Source organism: Enterococcus sp. R12 (assembly GCF_058135755.1).
Window position 1 is genome coordinate 336,477 of the sequence record NZ_CM176874.1, and the last position, 17,244, is coordinate 353,720.

Annotated in this window: 11 protein-coding genes; 10 read left to right on the top strand and 1 reads right to left on the bottom strand. The window is 43.5% G+C overall.

Annotated elements, in window-relative coordinates; translation table 11 throughout:
* Window positions 1-128: 128 nt before the first annotated feature.
* From ACTW1R_RS01630 to ACTW1R_RS01665, 8 genes are all read left to right on the top strand, one after another.
* Window positions 129-731 carry a DUF624 domain-containing protein gene (locus tag ACTW1R_RS01630; RefSeq protein WP_060792405.1) on the top strand — a complete coding sequence of 201 codons (603 nt, stop codon included), beginning with the start codon at window positions 129-131 and terminating at the stop codon, window positions 729-731.
* Window positions 724-1,644: an acetylxylan esterase gene (locus ACTW1R_RS01635; RefSeq protein ID WP_142973145.1), complete on the top strand. Its 921-nt coding sequence runs from the start codon at window positions 724-726 to the stop codon at window positions 1,642-1,644. The genes ACTW1R_RS01630 and ACTW1R_RS01635 overlap by 8 nt, the downstream gene beginning before the upstream one ends.
* On the top strand, window positions 1,635-2,414 hold the full coding sequence (locus ACTW1R_RS01640) for an endonuclease/exonuclease/phosphatase family protein (protein WP_081357390.1): 780 nt from the start codon (window positions 1,635-1,637) through the stop codon (window positions 2,412-2,414). The genes ACTW1R_RS01635 and ACTW1R_RS01640 overlap by 10 nt, the downstream gene beginning before the upstream one ends.
* Before the next feature lie 6 nt (window positions 2,415-2,420).
* On the top strand, window positions 2,421-4,571 hold the full coding sequence (locus tag ACTW1R_RS01645) for a glycoside hydrolase family 3 N-terminal domain-containing protein (RefSeq protein WP_142973144.1): 2,151 nt from the start codon (window positions 2,421-2,423) through the stop codon (window positions 4,569-4,571).
* Window positions 4,572-4,586: 15 nt separating this feature from the next.
* Complete coding sequence (locus tag ACTW1R_RS01650) at window positions 4,587-7,877, top strand: GH36-type glycosyl hydrolase domain-containing protein (protein ID WP_271814680.1); 3,291 nt, start codon at window positions 4,587-4,589, stop codon at window positions 7,875-7,877.
* 13 nt (window positions 7,878-7,890) lie between these two features.
* Window positions 7,891-8,850 (top strand): LacI family DNA-binding transcriptional regulator, encoded by a 960-nt coding sequence (locus ACTW1R_RS01655; protein WP_015508838.1) that lies wholly within the window; start codon window positions 7,891-7,893, stop codon window positions 8,848-8,850.
* Window positions 8,851-8,884: 34 nt separating this feature from the next.
* Window positions 8,885-9,049, top strand: a complete 165-nt coding sequence (locus tag ACTW1R_RS01660) for a hypothetical protein (RefSeq protein ID WP_164890381.1) — start codon at window positions 8,885-8,887, stop codon at window positions 9,047-9,049.
* A 258-nt stretch (window positions 9,050-9,307) separates the two neighbouring features.
* Complete coding sequence (locus ACTW1R_RS01665; protein ID WP_008376271.1) at window positions 9,308-9,565, top strand: hypothetical protein; 258 nt, start codon at window positions 9,308-9,310, stop codon at window positions 9,563-9,565.
* Between the two features lie 24 nt (window positions 9,566-9,589).
* Here the strand turns inward: ACTW1R_RS01665 and ACTW1R_RS01670 are convergent, their stop codons facing one another.
* Window positions 9,590-10,483, bottom strand: coding sequence for a hypothetical protein (locus tag ACTW1R_RS01670; RefSeq protein WP_271814677.1), 894 nt, complete (start codon window positions 10,481-10,483; stop codon window positions 9,590-9,592).
* Between the two features lie 464 nt (window positions 10,484-10,947).
* Between ACTW1R_RS01670 and ACTW1R_RS01675 the strand changes: the two genes are divergently transcribed.
* Window positions 10,948-11,337 (top strand): hypothetical protein, encoded by a 390-nt coding sequence (locus ACTW1R_RS01675; protein ID WP_086338981.1) that lies wholly within the window; start codon window positions 10,948-10,950, stop codon window positions 11,335-11,337.
* Between the two features lie 1,026 nt (window positions 11,338-12,363).
* On the top strand, window positions 12,364-17,232 hold the full coding sequence (locus tag ACTW1R_RS01680; RefSeq protein WP_489927379.1) for a hypothetical protein: 4,869 nt from the start codon (window positions 12,364-12,366) through the stop codon (window positions 17,230-17,232).
* Window positions 17,233-17,244: the final 12 nt, after the last annotated feature.

The window sequence follows — 17,244 nt, forward strand, 5'->3', positions numbered from 1 at the left end:
CATGCAAGCTGCAAGCTGCAACCCAGAAAACTGTACGTTGAGAAACGACCCAAATTCACAAGAAGGCAAGAAACAAGTTTACGTAGCACCCGCAGCACAAATCAGCAAGTTTTGATTGGAGGATCATAATGAATCGACTATTTTCTTATGAAGGATGGTACTATCGGGTCTTTGCTTTTTTAGCAGATATGATCATTGTTAGTTTTCTCTTTATGATTCCAGCAATGACGCTGATTCTCGCAGGACCAGCATTGATCGCGCTGTATCAGACGATCGATCAATTGTACAAGGAACGGGATGTCCCGATTTGGCAGCGATACAAGCAAGCATTCTTAAGCAACCTCAAACGTGGGCTCTTCTTAGAAGGTCTTGTTATTGCGTATGTCGCAGTCTTTGCTGGGTTGATCTATTCCTTGATGATGATTACACCTTACTTTGGCGTTTTAGCCGTGATCCTCGTTAGCTTGGCTGCGCTGTATCTCGTCGTGTTCGTTCTCTTGTACAGCTTGTTTGCCCAATCATTGCAAGAAACAGCAAAAGAAACGGCCTATGCGGTTCTTAGCAGTACGGCGAATGCGATCATTTTATTGGTGGTCCCCATTCTTGTCTTTGTATTGTGCAGCAAAGTGAACCTATTCTTATTTGTTTGTTTAGGGATCTCAGGCTCAGCCTTTGTCCAAGTGTTGTTTTTCAATAAAGTATTAGCGAAGGGGGAAGAGACAAATGACTGAATCCACAGCGACGGATCGATCCTATTTTTGGGCTTCGGTCCAACAAGAACTTGACGCCCTTCCGCTAGCCTTTGAAAGAACCAAACAAGCGCCTTTGCTGAAAGGGATCGATTGTTTTACGATTTCTTTTCAAAGTCTTGGTAATGAAACGATCTATGGGCATCTGCTGCTGCCAGAACAAGCGGCAGATTGTCCAATCTTGATTGATTTTTTAGGCTATATGAATCATGTGCAAGAACCGTTCCAATTTGCTCATTGGTTATTGATCGGCTGCGGCTGTCTTGTCATCGACAATCGCGGACAAGGGGGACGCACGCAAGATCAGGTTCCCTATGAAACCACGCAGCATGAAGCACCTTTTGGACGCGGCATCTTGAAAAAAGAAGATTTTTATATGAAGCGATTGGTCGCAGATAGTTTGCGCACACTAGAAGTCCTTCAACAGATACCGGAAATCGATCCGCAGCGCATTATTTTAAGAGGCGGCTCACAAGGAGGCGGCATCGCCTTATTGGTCAACGCATTAACGAACGTCCCGATTTTTGCGACGTTTGCCGATGTGCCAAGCCACTCCAATCTTGTCCATCGGATCGAACAAAAAACAGGAAGTTACCAGGTGATTCAAGAGTATATCGAACAATTTCCAGAAACGCGGGAAACGATCTATCAAGTCATGAGTTATTTTGATTTGAAGTATTTTGCTCATCAGATAACTGGTCCTGTTTATACATCGGTCGGCAGTGCTGATCCCATCTGTCCCATGGAAGATTTCTTCGTTTCCTATAAAAAGATTCCTGGACCGAAAGAATTGCGTATTTACTTAAATAAAGGGCATGGCGGCGGCGAAGCGAAACAAATCCGACGTGAGATGCAGCAAATCACAAAATTACTCAAAGGAAATGAATGCAGATGAAAGCAGCAACCTACAATCTACGAGTCGATACCGACTATGACCAAGAATGGCAATGGCACTATCGATCGGAGGCGGTCTGCTCCTTGATCGATTACTACGACTGGGATGTTCTGGCGATCCAAGAAGCTCGTCCCAGCCAATTTGCAGATTTAGCAAAGTTAGCGCAGTATGCTTCCGTCACGGCTGAACGTGACGGTGATGGCTTAGGTGAAGGCATCGGACTGTATTATCAAAAAGAGGCTTTCGAGTTATTAGCTTCAGGTTCGTTTTGGTTGTCATTGACACCGACTGAACCAAGTATTCATCCAGAAGCTGCGTATTCACGCTTATGTGTTTGGGCAGTTTTGCAGGAAAAAAAGAATCCGCCGTTTCTTGCTATCACGACTCATTTAGATAATATTTCAGAAATGGCTCGTTTTGAAGGGATGAAAGTGATCCTTGAGCAGCTGGCAGATCAGATCGAACGCTATCCTGTATTGCTGATGGGCGACTTGAATGCGGAGCCAACGGAGCGGGTGCATCGGTACTTAGAGCAGCATTTTCAAAATGCCAAAGAACATGGACAGAAGCCCCATCATGGGCCAAAAGGCTCCTATCAAAACTTTATTTATACGTTACCATGGCAAGAACTAGAAGAAATTGATTATATCTATACGAAAGGCTTCACGGTGGTCAAAACCGCCTGTCTAACGGATTCTTATGATCGTCGTTTTCCCTCCGATCATTTCCCTTTAGAAGCAGAAGTCCAATTTGAAGAAAGCAAAGGATGAATAAAAATGGAACAGCAGAAATTAACCGAACTACTTTCAGAAATGACCTTAGACGAAAAAATCGATCAGTTGTTGCAACTGGCAGCGGCTTTTTATTCAGATAAAGCAGAAGAGAAAACAGGTCCGATGGGCGACTTAGGACTGACACAAGAAAACATCAACAATGCGGGAACAACGCTAGGTGTTTCTGGTGCAAAAGAAGCGATCCGCGTCCAAAAAGAGTATATCGCCAATAACCGCTTGAATATCCCGACGATATTGATGGCGGACATCATTCACGGCTTTCGGACGATTTTCCCGATTCCATTAGGATTAGGTAGTTCATGGGATTTGGCAGCAGCGGAGAAAATGGCGGAAGTATCTGCCAAAGAAGCAGCTGTTTCTGGCTTGCATGTGACCTTTTCACCGATGGTGGACTTAGTAAGAGACCCACGCTGGGGCCGTGTCATGGAATCGACGGGGGAAGATCCTTACTTGAACAGTCGCTTCGCTGAAGCCTTCGTCAAAGGCTATCAAGGGGATGATCTGCGAACGGATTTCAACCGCGTGGCTGCTTGCGTCAAACATTTTGCGGCTTACGGTGCGGCTATCGGTGGTCGCGATTACAACACGGTCAATATGTCAGAACGCCAACTGCGAGAAAGTTATTTGCCAGGCTATAAAGCAGCCCTTGATGCTGGTGCCAAGCTGGTGATGACCTCCTTTAATACGGTAGACGGCATTCCAGCCACGGCCAATCGCTGGCTTTTCCGCGATGTTTTGCGAGAAGAATTCGGGTTTGAAGGCGTTGTGATCTCTGACTGGGCAGCAATCAAAGAAGTGATCGCTCATGGCGCAGCGGAGGATGAAAAACATGCCGCTGAACTAGCCATCAAAGCTGGAGTCGATATCGAGATGATGACGACTTGCTACACCGATAACTTGAAAGAGTTGATCGCAGAAGGCACCGTTGAGGAAGCCTTAGTCGATGAAGCGGTGCTAAGAATCTTGACTTTAAAAAATGAGCTGGGGCTATTTGAAAATCCATACCGCGGCGCTGATGAAGCCGCTGAAGCAGCCACTGTTTTGTCTCAAGAACACCGAGAGATCGCCAGCGATATCGCAAAGAAATCAATGGTGTTGTTGAAAAATGAAGGTGTCCTGCCGTTGCAGAAAACCGAAAAAGTCGCGATCGTGGGCCCAGGTGCTCACTCCCGTGATCTATTAGGTGCTTGGTCTTGGCAAGGGAAACAAGAAGAAGTAGTGACTTTAGTGGAGGGTGCCCAAGCCTTGGGTGCGGATCTTTTGATCGGTCAAGAGCCCTTTGATTATTTTGCACCGTCTGAAGCGGCGATCCAAGAAGCGATCGAATTAGTGAAGGCAGCCGATAAAGTGGTCCTAGCGCTAGGAGAGCAGGAATGGATGAGCGGCGAAGCTGCCAGCCGCAGCGACATTCGTTTGCCGCAAGCCCAATTGTCCTTGGTTGAAACCTTGAAAGAATACAACGAGCAAGTGATCGTAACTCTTTATAACGGTCGTCCTCTTGATTTGCAAGGTGTGGATGCAGCCAAAGCGATCGTCGAGGCTTGGTTCCCTGGAACCGAAGGCGGAAACGCACTTGCTCAGATCCTGTGGGGAGAATACAATCCAAGCGGTCGCTTGAGCATGTCATTCCCAGAAACCGTTGGACAAGTTCCTGTGTATTACAACGTTGACAATACCGGTCGTCCTTATGAAAGTGCACCGGATGAAAAATATGTCTCAAAATATTTGGATGTCTCCAATTATGCCAAATATCCATTTGGGTTTGGCTTGAGTTATAGCCCAGTTGCGTATTCTGCGGTGACGTTGGATCAGCCGACTATGACCAAAGATCAAACGGTCACGGCTTCCATCACTGTTACGAACCAAGGAACAGCAGCGGTCTGGGAAACGGTCCAATGCTACATTCGCGATTTAGTCGGTGAAGTGGTTCGCCCAGTGAAAGAACTGAAAGGCTTTAAGAAAATTTGGCTAGAGGCTGGCGAATCAGCAACCGTTCAATTTGAGATCACGGAAGAACTGCTGCGCTATGTCCACAGCAACCAACAATTAAGCAGTGATCCAGGGAAATTCCACATCATGATTGGTGGGAACAGCCGAGACACCCAACAAACAACCCTGCAATTAGTTAGGTAAGATAGGAAGGTTTCTATGACGAAAAAAATAGTGATGAATAACGCAAATACGACCGTGACGTTTTTACCAAACGGTGATTTATATGAGATCCAAAGTCACGGTGTGATGATCAATCAGTTGAACGGAAATGCGCTAGATGGTAGTTTGAATCAAATCTATCTACGTCTGCGTGAGGCGGGGGAGTTGTCCTCTATTCCCTTGATCGGTTCAAATGCTAACAGTGCCTTTGTCTACTCAGAAAAACAGCTGACTTGGACTGGGACGTATCAGTCCATCGATTACCAAGTTGATTTCCAATTGGCACAAGATTGCTGGTTCTGGCGGGTTCAATTGAGTGGTTCTGGGGAAGCGGAACTAGTTTACGGACAAGATCTTGGTAATGCCGCCAAAGGTGCTGTTCAATCCAATGAAGCCTATGTTTCGCAATATATCGACCATCATGTTAGCCATGATAAGGGTCGCATCGTGCTTTCTTCGCGCCAAAATCAACCACAAAATGGTCAATTTCCATTAGTGGAACAGGGCAGCTTCCAAGCCTTAAAAGGCTTCTCGACGGATGGCTATCAATTTTTCGGTCGCAGCTACAAAGAAACGAATCAACCAGCTGCACTTAGCCAAGAAACGTTAGCCAATGAAGTGTATCAATACGAATTTGCCTATACGGCACTGCAAACGCAATGGTTGACGGTAAGTGAGACGCCTACGGAAATCGTTTTTTACGCAGCGGTCAAAGCCAATCAAGCGACGGCAGTCAATGAACCGCAGTTTGCACTTGAAACGCTGAAAGAAACGTATCAAGCCTTGTCCTTTGACTCGTTGCAAGCAACGGCGCAGCCACGAAAAAACTTCGGTCGACCGCTCACAGGGCTGACATTTTCCACAGAAGAAATCAACGAGCGGTTCCCGCAGCAAGAAGCAGTGGAAATCGTTGATAAGCAGCTTTATTCCTTTTTTACCCCTGACTATCACCATGTCGTGTTGAAGGAAAAAGAAGCACAGATGGAACGCTCCCATGGACATATTTTGATGAGCGGACAAGAGTTGATCGTCGATCAACCCATTTTGAGCACGACTGTTTACATGACGGGGATGTTTAACTCCCAAATCGTATTAGGCAATACGAACATGAATAAATTGTTGAGTAATAGCCGCAACTCATTGAATCTGTTCAAACGTTCTGGTCAGCGGATCTATCTAAAAGACGGCGATCAATGGCGGATTTTAACGATGCCATCTGCTTTTGAAATGGGCTTGAATTCGGCGACGTGGTACTACAAAACAGCGGATGATGTCATTCAAGTAACGACCTTCACGAAAGCAAACGGACGCACGATCGCAACCACCATCACCAGTGAAGCAGGACGTGCCTACACCTGGGCCATCACTAATCAATTTGTGATGGGGATCGATGAAGCCACACCAACTGCTACTGTTACGAAAGACCAGCAATTGCTCACCATCAAAGGAACAGCGGATTCACCGATTGCGGAAACTTATCCAGAATTGACGTATTATCTCCATGCAGCTCAACCTTTTGAACTGACCGATGAAGCAATCTTCAATGTGGCCGCTGCTGATAGCACGACCGTATTGACCTTTGCAGAACAGCCGACGGTTTCCTTCGTGATCCAAGGCACACTGACTGGTGAACCCTTTGTTTCCGAAACGTTAGATCGCCAGCAAGAAGACACTGCCTATACGGCCTTTGTCGATGATTTGTTGAATCAGTTTGAATTGAAACATTCGCAGGCGGACGTTACATCCTTCAATCACTTGGCACGTTGGTACACCCACAATATGCTTGTTCATTACTTGTCTCCTCATGGTCTTGAACAGTACGGTGGTGCTGCTTGGGGGACTCGAGACGTTTCCCAAGGACCGACTGAGTATTTCTTAGCACTTAATCGTCCTGAAATGGTGGCGTCCATCATCGAGCATTTGTTTGAAAATCAATTTGCAGATGACGGCAACTGGCCACAATGGTTTATGTTTGATCGCTATGAGAAACAAAAAGCCGATGAGAGCCACGGAGATGTGATCGTCTGGCCAATGAAAGTCGTTAGTGACTATCTCGAAAAAACCAAAGATTTCGCGATTTTGGAAAAAGAACTGCCTTATACGGATCGCGCAACCTTCCTGAAAACCAAGACCAAAGCTTCGTTGTTTGATCATTTGAAAAAAGAAGTGGCGTATATCGAAGCGAACTTCTTGGAAGGAACGTACCTGTCTTGTTATGGCGATGGCGATTGGGATGACACCTTGCAGCCAAATAACAGTAAGTTGAAGAAACAAATGGCCAGCAGCTGGACCGTTGCCTTGACCTATGAAGTATTGAAAAAATTAGCCAGCCAGTTGCAGTCATTTGACCCAGAGTATGCCAAACATTTAACAGAACTGTCTAAGGGCATCAAACACGACTTTGAAAAATACATGTTAGCTGATGGCACGTTGCCAGGATTTGTCTATATGGAAGATAGCGAGCACGTGGAACTGATGGTCCATCCGACTGACAAGAAAACTGGTATCCAATACCGCTTGCTGCCGATGCAACAAAGCATGATCGGTGAGCTGTTATCTCCCGAACAAGCCGATCATCATGTGGCGATCATCAAGGAGCATTTGCAATTTCCAGATGGGGTGCGCTTGATGAATCGTCCAGCGACTTATGTGGGTGGTGTCAGCACCAATTTCAAGCGAGCAGAACAAGCAGCCAACTTTGGACGAGAAATCGGTTTGCAGTACGTTCACGCCCACATCCGCTTTACCGAAGCGATGGCGAAATTAGGTCGAGAAGAAGAGACTTGGCAAGCGCTAGGGGTCATCAATCCGATCCAGATCGCTCAACGGGTCGAAAACGCGGAGATCCGTCAAGCAAATGCGTATTTCAGCAGTTCTGATGGCGATTTCAAAACAAGGGTTGAAGCCCAAGAAAATTTTGGTAAACTTAAGGAGGCAGCAGTCGGCGTCAAAGGCGGCTGGCGCATCTATTCTAGTGGACCGGGGATCTATATGAATCAGTTGATCAGCAATGTGTTAGGCATTCGTACCTTTGTTGATCACGTTGAACTTGATCCTGTCTTGCCAGCGGAGCTAGCAGGGTTGACACTGACGTATCGACTCTTTGATCGGCCGGTCGAAATCGTCTATCATTCGGCAAGTACGCCGAAAGTATTAATCAACGGCGAAGAAATGTCCACTGAGTTTGCGGAAAATCGCTACCGTCAAGGTGCGCTTGTCCTGAAGAAAGCAGTACTTTGCGCCAAATTAAACGAAAACCAAACCAATACGATCGATATTTATCGTTAAGAAAGGAGAAGCCATGGTAGGAATCAAAGATATTGCCCAAAAAGCGGGTGTCTCCATATCCACCGTTTCGTATGCATTGAATGGCAGTCCAAAAGTGACCGAGGAAACCCGCGCGCGGATTCAAGCGATCGCAAACGAATTGAACTATGTTCCGAACATGGCTGCTCGCACACTGAAACGCAGACAAACCAACATCATCGGTGTTTATCTCGCCGATTATGCGGGAAGTTTTTATGGGGAATTGCTAGATGGCATCAAGAAAGGGCTGGAACTTTTCGGCTATGAAATGATCGTCTGCAGCGGCAAGAAATCACACTTGTTTATTCCTGAGCGGATGGTGGACGGTGCCATCATTTTGGATTGGACGTTTCCAGCAAAGGAAATCGAGCAATACGCCCAACGAGGGCATCAAATCGTCGTGTTAGACCGCGTCTTGTCTCATGAAAACATCCATCAAGTCTTGTTAGACAATAAAGGAGGGGCTGCGCTGGCGATCGATCGCTTGATCGCTGGACAAAGCCAAAAAGTCTTCCTCTTAGCAGGGCCAGAAAAAGGCTACGACAGTCGGGAGCGCTTGGAAGCCAGCACGAAAGAATTGACGCGCTTTGGTATTCCTTATGAAGTCATTCCTGGTGACTTCACGGAACCTTCTGGTTATCGAGCGGCAAAACAGCTCTTAGCAAATGATCCCCAGTTTCCCATTGATATCTTTGCCTTCAATGATGAAATGGCGATCGGTGTCTACAAATATGTCCGCGAGACCGACTATCGCATCGGAAAAGAGATCCGCATCATCGGGTTTGATAACACGGAATTAGGCGCTTTTGTGCAGCCGCGCTTAGCGACGATCTCCTATTCGAAACATCGATGGGGCATGGTGGCAGCTGAGAAAATCGTACAATCGATCCAAGGGGATCCAGTGGCGGACGAGCATATTTATACCACTTTTGTGGATGGCGGATCATTTATTTAATTGATCCATTAAAGAAAAAAGAGTTGAAAAAGGAATGGTGAAATGGGAAGGATTTTATCTTACAGAACATACCAAAGCAATTGATGGAGAAAGAACTATTGAAAGAAGTAAACCAATTCAAAAGTTCCAGATGGATGTTAATGAGATCGCCGAAACTTTAAATCAGGCAACACTCAAGAACAAATCAGTAGCTATCTAAATTGAAGCGCATGATCGAGATGGGAATTACTTTCCTGATATAGTTGGCCATATTTAGGGGGCATGATGAACTAGAAATATATGTTGGTGGTAATAAGGTTGGCTATGATAAAATTAGGAATATTAAAATAGCCAACATAACCAAGTGGTCGGACAAAAGTAACCTCTTATAAAAAGTACTCACAAATTATTAAATTATATTAGCGATAATTATTTAAAGCTAGCTTTCTGATATAATAGTTTGTAAAGGAGTGCTAAGATGATTAACTTTTTAAAAGGTTTAAAAATAAGAATCCTATATATATATTCAATGATTTCGCTACTTATAGGTGTCTATTTAAGTGTAAATTGGATTCCTGTAAGCGTTGAAGGACTAAGCAAATCCCAAAAACAGGAGCTTTTAAGAGAAGGATCAATCAACTGGGAACTTGGTGTAGTTTTTAAGGTATTAGCCCTGATACTTTTCTTGGGTGCACTAGTAAAATCCATTATATATATCTTAAACAAAAAGAGATAAGCGTAAAGCTCATCTCTTTTTATACTATCTAGAAACTTCGTGGATCACTTCGATTTTATAAGGAATGATAAAGCCTGCTCTTTGCATTGCATAACAATAATTGTTTCCGAATCCCACCTCGAAGTTGCCATCATAACCATTTAGCTCCCATTTGAAATCAAATATATCCGTAACCTTTACTTGAGTCCAATAATTTCCATTGGCTTGTTTCTTATAAGTTACTGTGTAACTAACTCCACGTAACGCTGTGTGAAGTTGGCCGCTTAGAAATGTATAACTTCCTGAGAAAGAACCAGATTTTTTACCTGTAGAAAATGCTTCTTTTTTAAGTCTAGAATAATAAGCGGTCATTAACTCCTCGCCGTCTACAGTCTTTGCCCAGCTATCGTTTTTATTAACATATGTCGAAGGTTTCCATGTTGGATTCCAATAGTAATTCTCAGCAGAAATAATGGCGTGCTTCATATAAGCAGCAGTCTGATTGTGACCTTTTTTCTTAACCATTGATATACCTTTATTGTATGCAGCAATTGCAGCCGCATAAACTGGATTTGCAGGAGTTACCGATGATCTAGCACCTATCTTAGACTTTGGTTCAACATAAAAAGGATCAACTGATTCGGCAACGTCCGCTTTATACTCTTCCAACAATGCATCTTGTTCGGCATCATAGGAATTTAAAACTGTTAAACTCTCATTTAAAGATGCGTTGAACTCTTCAGCACTATCAGAATCTTCAAACATTCTAATTACACCATCAATATACTCTCTATTGGACTCTTCATTGGATATTGCCTCATTAATTAATGATTGATTAGTTTCATCTATCTCAAAACCATTCTCATCTGCATAACCATTTATTTGACCAAAACTTAAAACTGATATACCAAACACTACAATAATTAAAAACTTCTTCATTGTTTTAATCTCCTTTTTCATTATTATTTTACTAACAAAATTAATATAACATACTATAATATATAAAAAGTGTTTTAAGTTATATTTATATCCTAACAATTTTGTAATATGTAGGAAAGGATGTAAAATTGAACAAAGTTGAATACAATAATATGCAAGTAAACCTTCGTTCTTTGCGGCACAAACTTGATTTTCAATGTATAATATTCGTTATACTGTATTATTAAAAAACGAACATAATAGGGTATTTATGAAAAAAGTATAAAAATATTAGGGTTTACTTGTTGGTTATAATTGGATTTGTAGGAGGCTATTTTCTATCTGTAGATCCAGCTAAAGACTTCTATGGTGATTGGTATGGTGTTGCTAACGAGGGGAAGGAGAGTTTTCTTTTAGAATAGATAAAGAAAAAAATAATCGATTATGGAAATGATGATTATAATTCACCTGGTTTTCCTTACACAGTGAAAAAGTCTGGAAATGGATTTTATATTGAAGTGTCTGATGATGAGCTAAAAAATATTTTTCCCGAATTAATAAACTTTAAGTATAAAAACAATATGACATTTTTACTGAATGATGATGAAGAATCAATTGAGTACTTTGTGGCTATAGATGGTTTTTTGAATAATGTAAAACTACATAAAACATCCTTTGAAGATTCGTATAACAAAACCGAAGAGTCAACATCACAAAGTCTAATAGCAAGTGAAACAGAAACTTCTTACAGTTCTTTGCTTAATGAAACTCATTCATCAGAAACGACATCATCAATTGATTCTCCAAAAGTATCAGATCTAAGTGAAAAAATTGATTCATTTATTGCGAATTATACGTCAATTCCACCAGATTAGATTATGGAAAAGGAACTTGATGGAATTACAATAAGAGCAACAAACTTTACTGCAACAAATGAAGCCGAGGCATCATCTATTCAGTATCATTTGCTAATGGAGAGGCAACATCTTGCAACGATGTATACGCACAAGTCATTGGAGAATAATAGCTATTTTCAATAGAGGCTAATATGCAAAAAGATAAATCTGAGCAGGATGAAACTCATTCTAGCTCAGATTTTTTTGAATATTATTTTCCTTGTTTTGTATTCATATTTGTAGAATCATTCATACCACTTATCGTCCTCTTAGTTTGTTTATTTTGTCGTGATTTAATCATATTAGAGAACGATATTTTTTTTTAATACCGAAAATGAAAATGAGGCTGAAGAATCAATTTTGACTCATCAGTCCCATAAATTATAGAGCCTTTCTTGCGGCTTTCTTTTATGGGCTTTTGTCACAGTCTCTTTTTTGCGTTATTTCAAAAATAACTTTACTTATTTTATCAAAATCAGTGATTTATAAAAAAAATAATAATTTTTATTTTGTTATTTTATATGCAATGGAATTTTTAAATAACGTTTTTTATTCATTTTTGATTATAACATTATCATTATCTACAGTCAGAAGATAGGAAGCGTTCTTTTAACTTATTATTTTAGGTCGTTAGAAAAGAGTTTTGTGCCGCTGAATTTTGTCAAATATTCTAACTTTTTATTTATTTTTCTCATCTTAATTTAATTATGAGTGTTGATTTATCCCTCGTTTTTTGTATGATTTATGAAAGAGAAAAGCAGTTTTTTGAAAAGAATCGATGATTCATCCTGATAATTTGCGCTTTTTTTCAATCGATGAGTCACAGATAGCTCTAAGATGTGGAAGTTACAAAAATCAGAATTATGAAAAATCAATTATAATCATAATTTTGAATGGAAGAAAAAAAGAATTATAATTCTCTTTCGCCAACTCGCTAAACTAAGAGTTGTAACACAGGGCGTGCACTGCGCGATACGTTTATTTTTTTAAGATAGGAGGGATAAAGTGAAACGGTTTTTAACAACTTTACTTGTTTTTCTACTAACATCAGGTCCGTGTTTTTCATATGCAATGGTAGTGGCACAAGCCGAAAGTGTTACAAAAACAAGTGAAGAACAAAGTATGTCTTCTTCTGACCCTGTCGTTTCATCGATCGACAGTCTGGAAGAGACGAACGAAACTGAAGTGCAAGCATCTAGTGAACCTGCTTCGACAGATTCGTCTACAGGAGCCACTGACACAGCTTCATCTGAAACAGAAGCTTCATCGGAAGCTGCAGAAGAAGTACAGGTGACCTTTCTGACAGACACGGAGCATCTATTTGCTACCGGGGAAACCCGCACTCAGATCAGCAAAAACAAAGGGGAAGCACTAAAAGAAAGTGAGTTGCCAGTTTTTGAAGATGATACTGCTTTTGAAGGCTGGTCGTTAGATGGCACGGTCTATACAAGTCAAGCGTTAACCGAATTGATTCTCACGGAGAACCAAACCTTAACTGCTGTTTTTAAACCGACGGTTAAGGCAAGAGCGGCGGACATCTCGTTGGCAGAGCAATCGATCAAAGAGATCATTGCAGAAGCCGATAAAACGAAAGTGATCGCTGTACCAAGCCCAGCTGGAGATGGATCAGCATATGCGGAATACACCAATAGTGCTGAAGGCATTCGTCAAGCGTTGTTTGATATGTATCAAAACGGCAATGGCCAAGAATTTGCTTTGTATGTTGGCTCGGGTGGATCGCTATCACTGCCAACGAATCTGACTTCAAAGACGATTCCAGCCACAGTCGATAATACCAACATGACTTTTTATGCGCTACAAGGAAAAGTCAGCCGCTTGATCATCACAGGGCATAGTGATGATCCCATCACCGATGCAACAACGTTGACCACTGGGAGTCGCACGGTTGCACTTGGCACGGACATTTACTTCGGTTCTGATGTAGTGATTCGAAACCTCAACTATAGTGGTACGAGGATGTACATGAATGGGTATAGCCTTTCATTGAACGGTGGGTCCACCGGGAACGGTCTTGCGATTTATGGGGGAAGCAACAATGGCGACCTTTCGGGAAACCCAACGATCACATTGAATGCGACAGGTTCAGGAACTTGGAACATTTATGGGGGGAATCAAAACGGTGGTACGTTGACCGGGAATACAGCGATTGTCGTAAATAATACAGTAGGTAATATCAGTACGATCGCTGGAGGTGCCAATATCGGTACGATTGATGGGAATACCAGTGTCACGATCAATCGTTTAAATGGCACATTAGGCAGTTATTATGGCGGTGGTCTTGGAACGAACGCTTCCAATACAGCCAATGTGACAGGCAATGTTGAAACGACGATTCAAACCACCAATGCAAGCTTCCGTTTAAGTACTTTTGCTGGTGGCGTTCAATATGGCAACATCAATGGAACGATCCGCAGTACGATCTCGGGTGCAGGCGGTTGGTCAGGAATATCCAATCGGTTTGTAGGCGGTTCATTTTATGGCAACATCGGCTCTGACCGTTCTAAGGATGCCATCGTGACTAACCTTGATGCCAGCAGCTATTCCACTGGTCGGAGTGAATTTGAAGGTGGCAATCGGAATACTGGTACTATCACAGGAAACATCGTCAATACCGTGAAAGCGGGACCGAGTGCCAGCGTCGGCGGAATTGGTGATTTTAACGGCGGTGGAGGAAACAACGTTAGTACCTTGACTCAAAGTTCAATGGGGGCTTCGAATACGACGACGTATGACAATTATACTCCGGAACAACGAGCAGCACTGGCAGAAGCAGCGGCAAGTTTTAAAGTTTATGGCGATATCACTTCTCATCTAGTCAGCGGTTCCTTTTCAAACGGTGCGATTTATTCGACGGCAGCTGGTCGAGGCGGCTATGTTGAGGGAAATACGACGATTGAAGTTGGTACGATCACTTCGGATGGTAGTCCTGGGGGAGATGGGATTGCTTACACAGGATCCAGACCGACAAATCTAGATTACTCAACGAGCAATAAAACGAGAGGCTATTCATCTGGATGGGATATCGTTGGTGGCGGCGGTTATCCAGGAACAGCTTGGGATATCTATATTAAAGGGAATACCAAAACGATCTTGAATAACACGGTTGCTCGCTGGACCTACGGTGGTTCCTTCTCAGGTGTCATTGAGGGAAATTCTTCCAATACTTTGAACTCTGGGATCGTCGATACGCTAGAAGGAACAGGCTATACTGGACGCCGTGTTTACGGAGATGGACGAACGACAGTAAATAATGGGCAAGTAGACTGGTTTTTATCTGGTGGCGGCTGGGATGACTTATTAGTGACCGGCAATGTCGCAGTAACGGTTTATGATGGGGTGATCAATGCCTCACTCGGTGCCTCTTATGGTGTCGCTTCTTCCCACACCATTAACGGAAACTCAGATAATCGAGTGTTTGGCGGAAACTTCTCAGGTACTCCGCGTACAGGGTCTAATGGTTTTTCAGGCGGTGTTACGAACAATGGACGGTTATTAGGAAATGCCAGTTTGACATTGGATTTGAGAAATTACGATGGTGAGTTTGCCCTTCCTTCTGGAACGAACATCTCAGGCGGTAATCCGTTTAACAGTACAAATATCGTTGGGACCGACAGCTCCAATACGATTACATTGAACATTTACACAAAGCCGGGGTCAGATGCGCTGAATGGGGCAACGATCTATGGTGATGGCGGACGGACTGCTAGCAATACGAGAAGTGGCAAAATTTATATGAATATCCAGGCGGAAGGATCAAGTATCGGGAATTTATACACCACGTATTATTCCAATATTTCTTCCAATCAAATTTTAAGAGATGTCGAGATGCGACTTCAAGGAGCCAAAAGTATCAATGGGATCTCAGGCGGAAACGCGTCAGATAACTTTACGAACACGATCGTAGCCAACAGCAGTAATCAAGTGAAGATGAACTTTGGTGAAAATGTCGATGGGACAGCTTCTTATCAAACCGACCCGATCGCTGTGACAGGTCTGGGGATCGTCAACTTTACCGAATTGAATGTGACAAACGGCATCAAGCTGATGGCCAATGGGGGAGACATCAAAAATGGCCGTTCAGCGACTGCTGCCAATCACGCAACGACCTATCATCAGTTCGGTGACATCCATCTTTCCAAGGATGCTGGTATCGGGATTTCTTCCGCAACGAATTTGATTTCAGGAGCGAAGTTAACGGTAGAAGACAAAGGGACGATCGAGTCGCCGCCGGGAACGGGGCGAATCAATCTTTCAGATTTCGCTACACCAGATACGGACAAAGATCACTTAACGTGGCTGAAAACGACGACCAATGATGCAGGTTCTCGAGTCAACAGTCAAGGAACGTGGTTTGGTGCGGTTAGTGCCTATCAAGTACTGACCATAAATCCAACTGCTGCTAATGCTGCAGCAATCACGCCAATCAATTTCAGCGGGATCGAAAAAGCGACTGGGAAAACCTTCATCGGGGATAACGATGTGACCAATGCAGCCAACGGGTACGGTATTGCAATACCAGGTTCGATCATTGACTACGAAGTCGAAACACCCGGAGTCGCGAATGGGATCGGTGCCATTAGTCACAATGTAACGGCAGTCAAAGAGAACAATACGCCGTTGACTTTGCAAGCATGGGGAACTGAGCAGGCGGGGACACAGGTGCAAAAAGGGCGATTATTGATTCCCTACACGGTAACGGAATTGCCAACATTGACGTTCACACCAGAAACCCAAACGTCCGGTTCATGGGTCTATGCGGGTCAAATCAAATCCAGCAAGCTGGATAGCACGGAGCAGCAGTTGACGGAACAACCAGATTCAGAGCCAGTTGATTGGACGAGTCCTGATGGGGAGTATAGTTACGATATCAGTGTCCGCTACTCAAATAAGGCGGAAGTCCAAGCCCGCAATGTGATCCTTACAGAGCAAGAGGCACAATCGCTGACAAAAGAACAAGCCGTGACTTATCTCGAAGCCAGCGGGCGTCCTTTCTTTAAGGATACGCTGACAGATGAGGTCTTAGCTGCGATTCAAGAACCGTTAGAAACAGCGGTCTACCGCAAACAAGCGGTCACTTTTTCTGTAGGGGAAAACGATCAGAATCAGGCAGAAACTACCGTGAATCTGGTGGTGGTCAAAAATGAAAGTGTCATTTCTGCTGATCGGCAATTTGCCGTCTATGCAAAAGATGTCCGTTTGACCTTACCAGAAGCAACGGCGCTGACAGATGAAGCCGCTTTGGCAGACTATACCCAAGCAACCACGATTTTTGCAGATAATCGGGCAAATGTACCACCGACTGTCGATCCGCAAGCTTTTGCCGCGATCCAGCAAGCAACGGAAGCTGAGCTGTTGAAAAATGTGTCAACGGCTTACCATTATGAAGCAGGCAGTCAACGGGCAGAAAAAGTCGTCAATGTCGCAGTTGCCGGCGAGCTTATTTTAAGCAGTGTGCCAACAGACTTTGATTTTGGGCAGCAGAAAGTTGCTACAGAAACACAAGATTATTGGCCAACGATCACAGGCGAGCTAGCGGTGAAAGATACGAGAGGATCCGAACGAAGTCCATGGCGCTTGACGGTCAAAGAGCAACAGCCATTAACGGATGGAACAGATCAATTAACCGATGTCTTCCGCTTTGTGACAAACGGTCAAGAACAGATGATAACTAGTGGGGAAATGATCATCGAGGAAACGGAATTGACAGAAAATGGCACCTACGTCGTGAATCAGCACTGGGGCGAAAGTCAGAATGAAGGAATCAAGCTTACCGTTCCAGTCGAACAGCAAAAAGTCGGGGACTATCAAGGAACCTTGAGCTGGCAGCTAGTTTCGGCACCTGGCAACCCATAAAGGCAGGAAAAT

Excerpts from the sequence above, each read along its gene's own strand:
- ACTW1R_RS01630 (WP_060792405.1), top strand. The coding sequence starts at position 129 with ATGAATCGACTATTTTCTTATGAAGGATGGTACTATCGGGTCTTTGCT.
- ACTW1R_RS01635 (WP_142973145.1), top strand. The coding sequence starts at position 724 with ATGACTGAATCCACAGCGACGGATCGATCCTATTTTTGGGCTTCGGTC.
- ACTW1R_RS01640 (WP_081357390.1), top strand. The coding sequence starts at position 1,635 with ATGCAGATGAAAGCAGCAACCTACAATCTACGAGTCGATACCGACTAT.
- ACTW1R_RS01645 (WP_142973144.1), top strand. The coding sequence starts at position 2,421 with ATGGAACAGCAGAAATTAACCGAACTACTTTCAGAAATGACCTTAGAC.
- ACTW1R_RS01650 (WP_271814680.1), top strand. The coding sequence starts at position 4,587 with ATGACGAAAAAAATAGTGATGAATAACGCAAATACGACCGTGACGTTT.
- ACTW1R_RS01655 (WP_015508838.1), top strand. The coding sequence starts at position 7,891 with ATGGTAGGAATCAAAGATATTGCCCAAAAAGCGGGTGTCTCCATATCC.
- ACTW1R_RS01660 (WP_164890381.1), top strand. The coding sequence starts at position 8,885 with ATGGTGAAATGGGAAGGATTTTATCTTACAGAACATACCAAAGCAATT.
- ACTW1R_RS01665 (WP_008376271.1), top strand. The coding sequence starts at position 9,308 with ATGATTAACTTTTTAAAAGGTTTAAAAATAAGAATCCTATATATATAT.
- ACTW1R_RS01670 (WP_271814677.1), bottom strand. The coding sequence starts at position 10,483 with ATGAAGAAGTTTTTAATTATTGTAGTGTTTGGTATATCAGTTTTAAGT.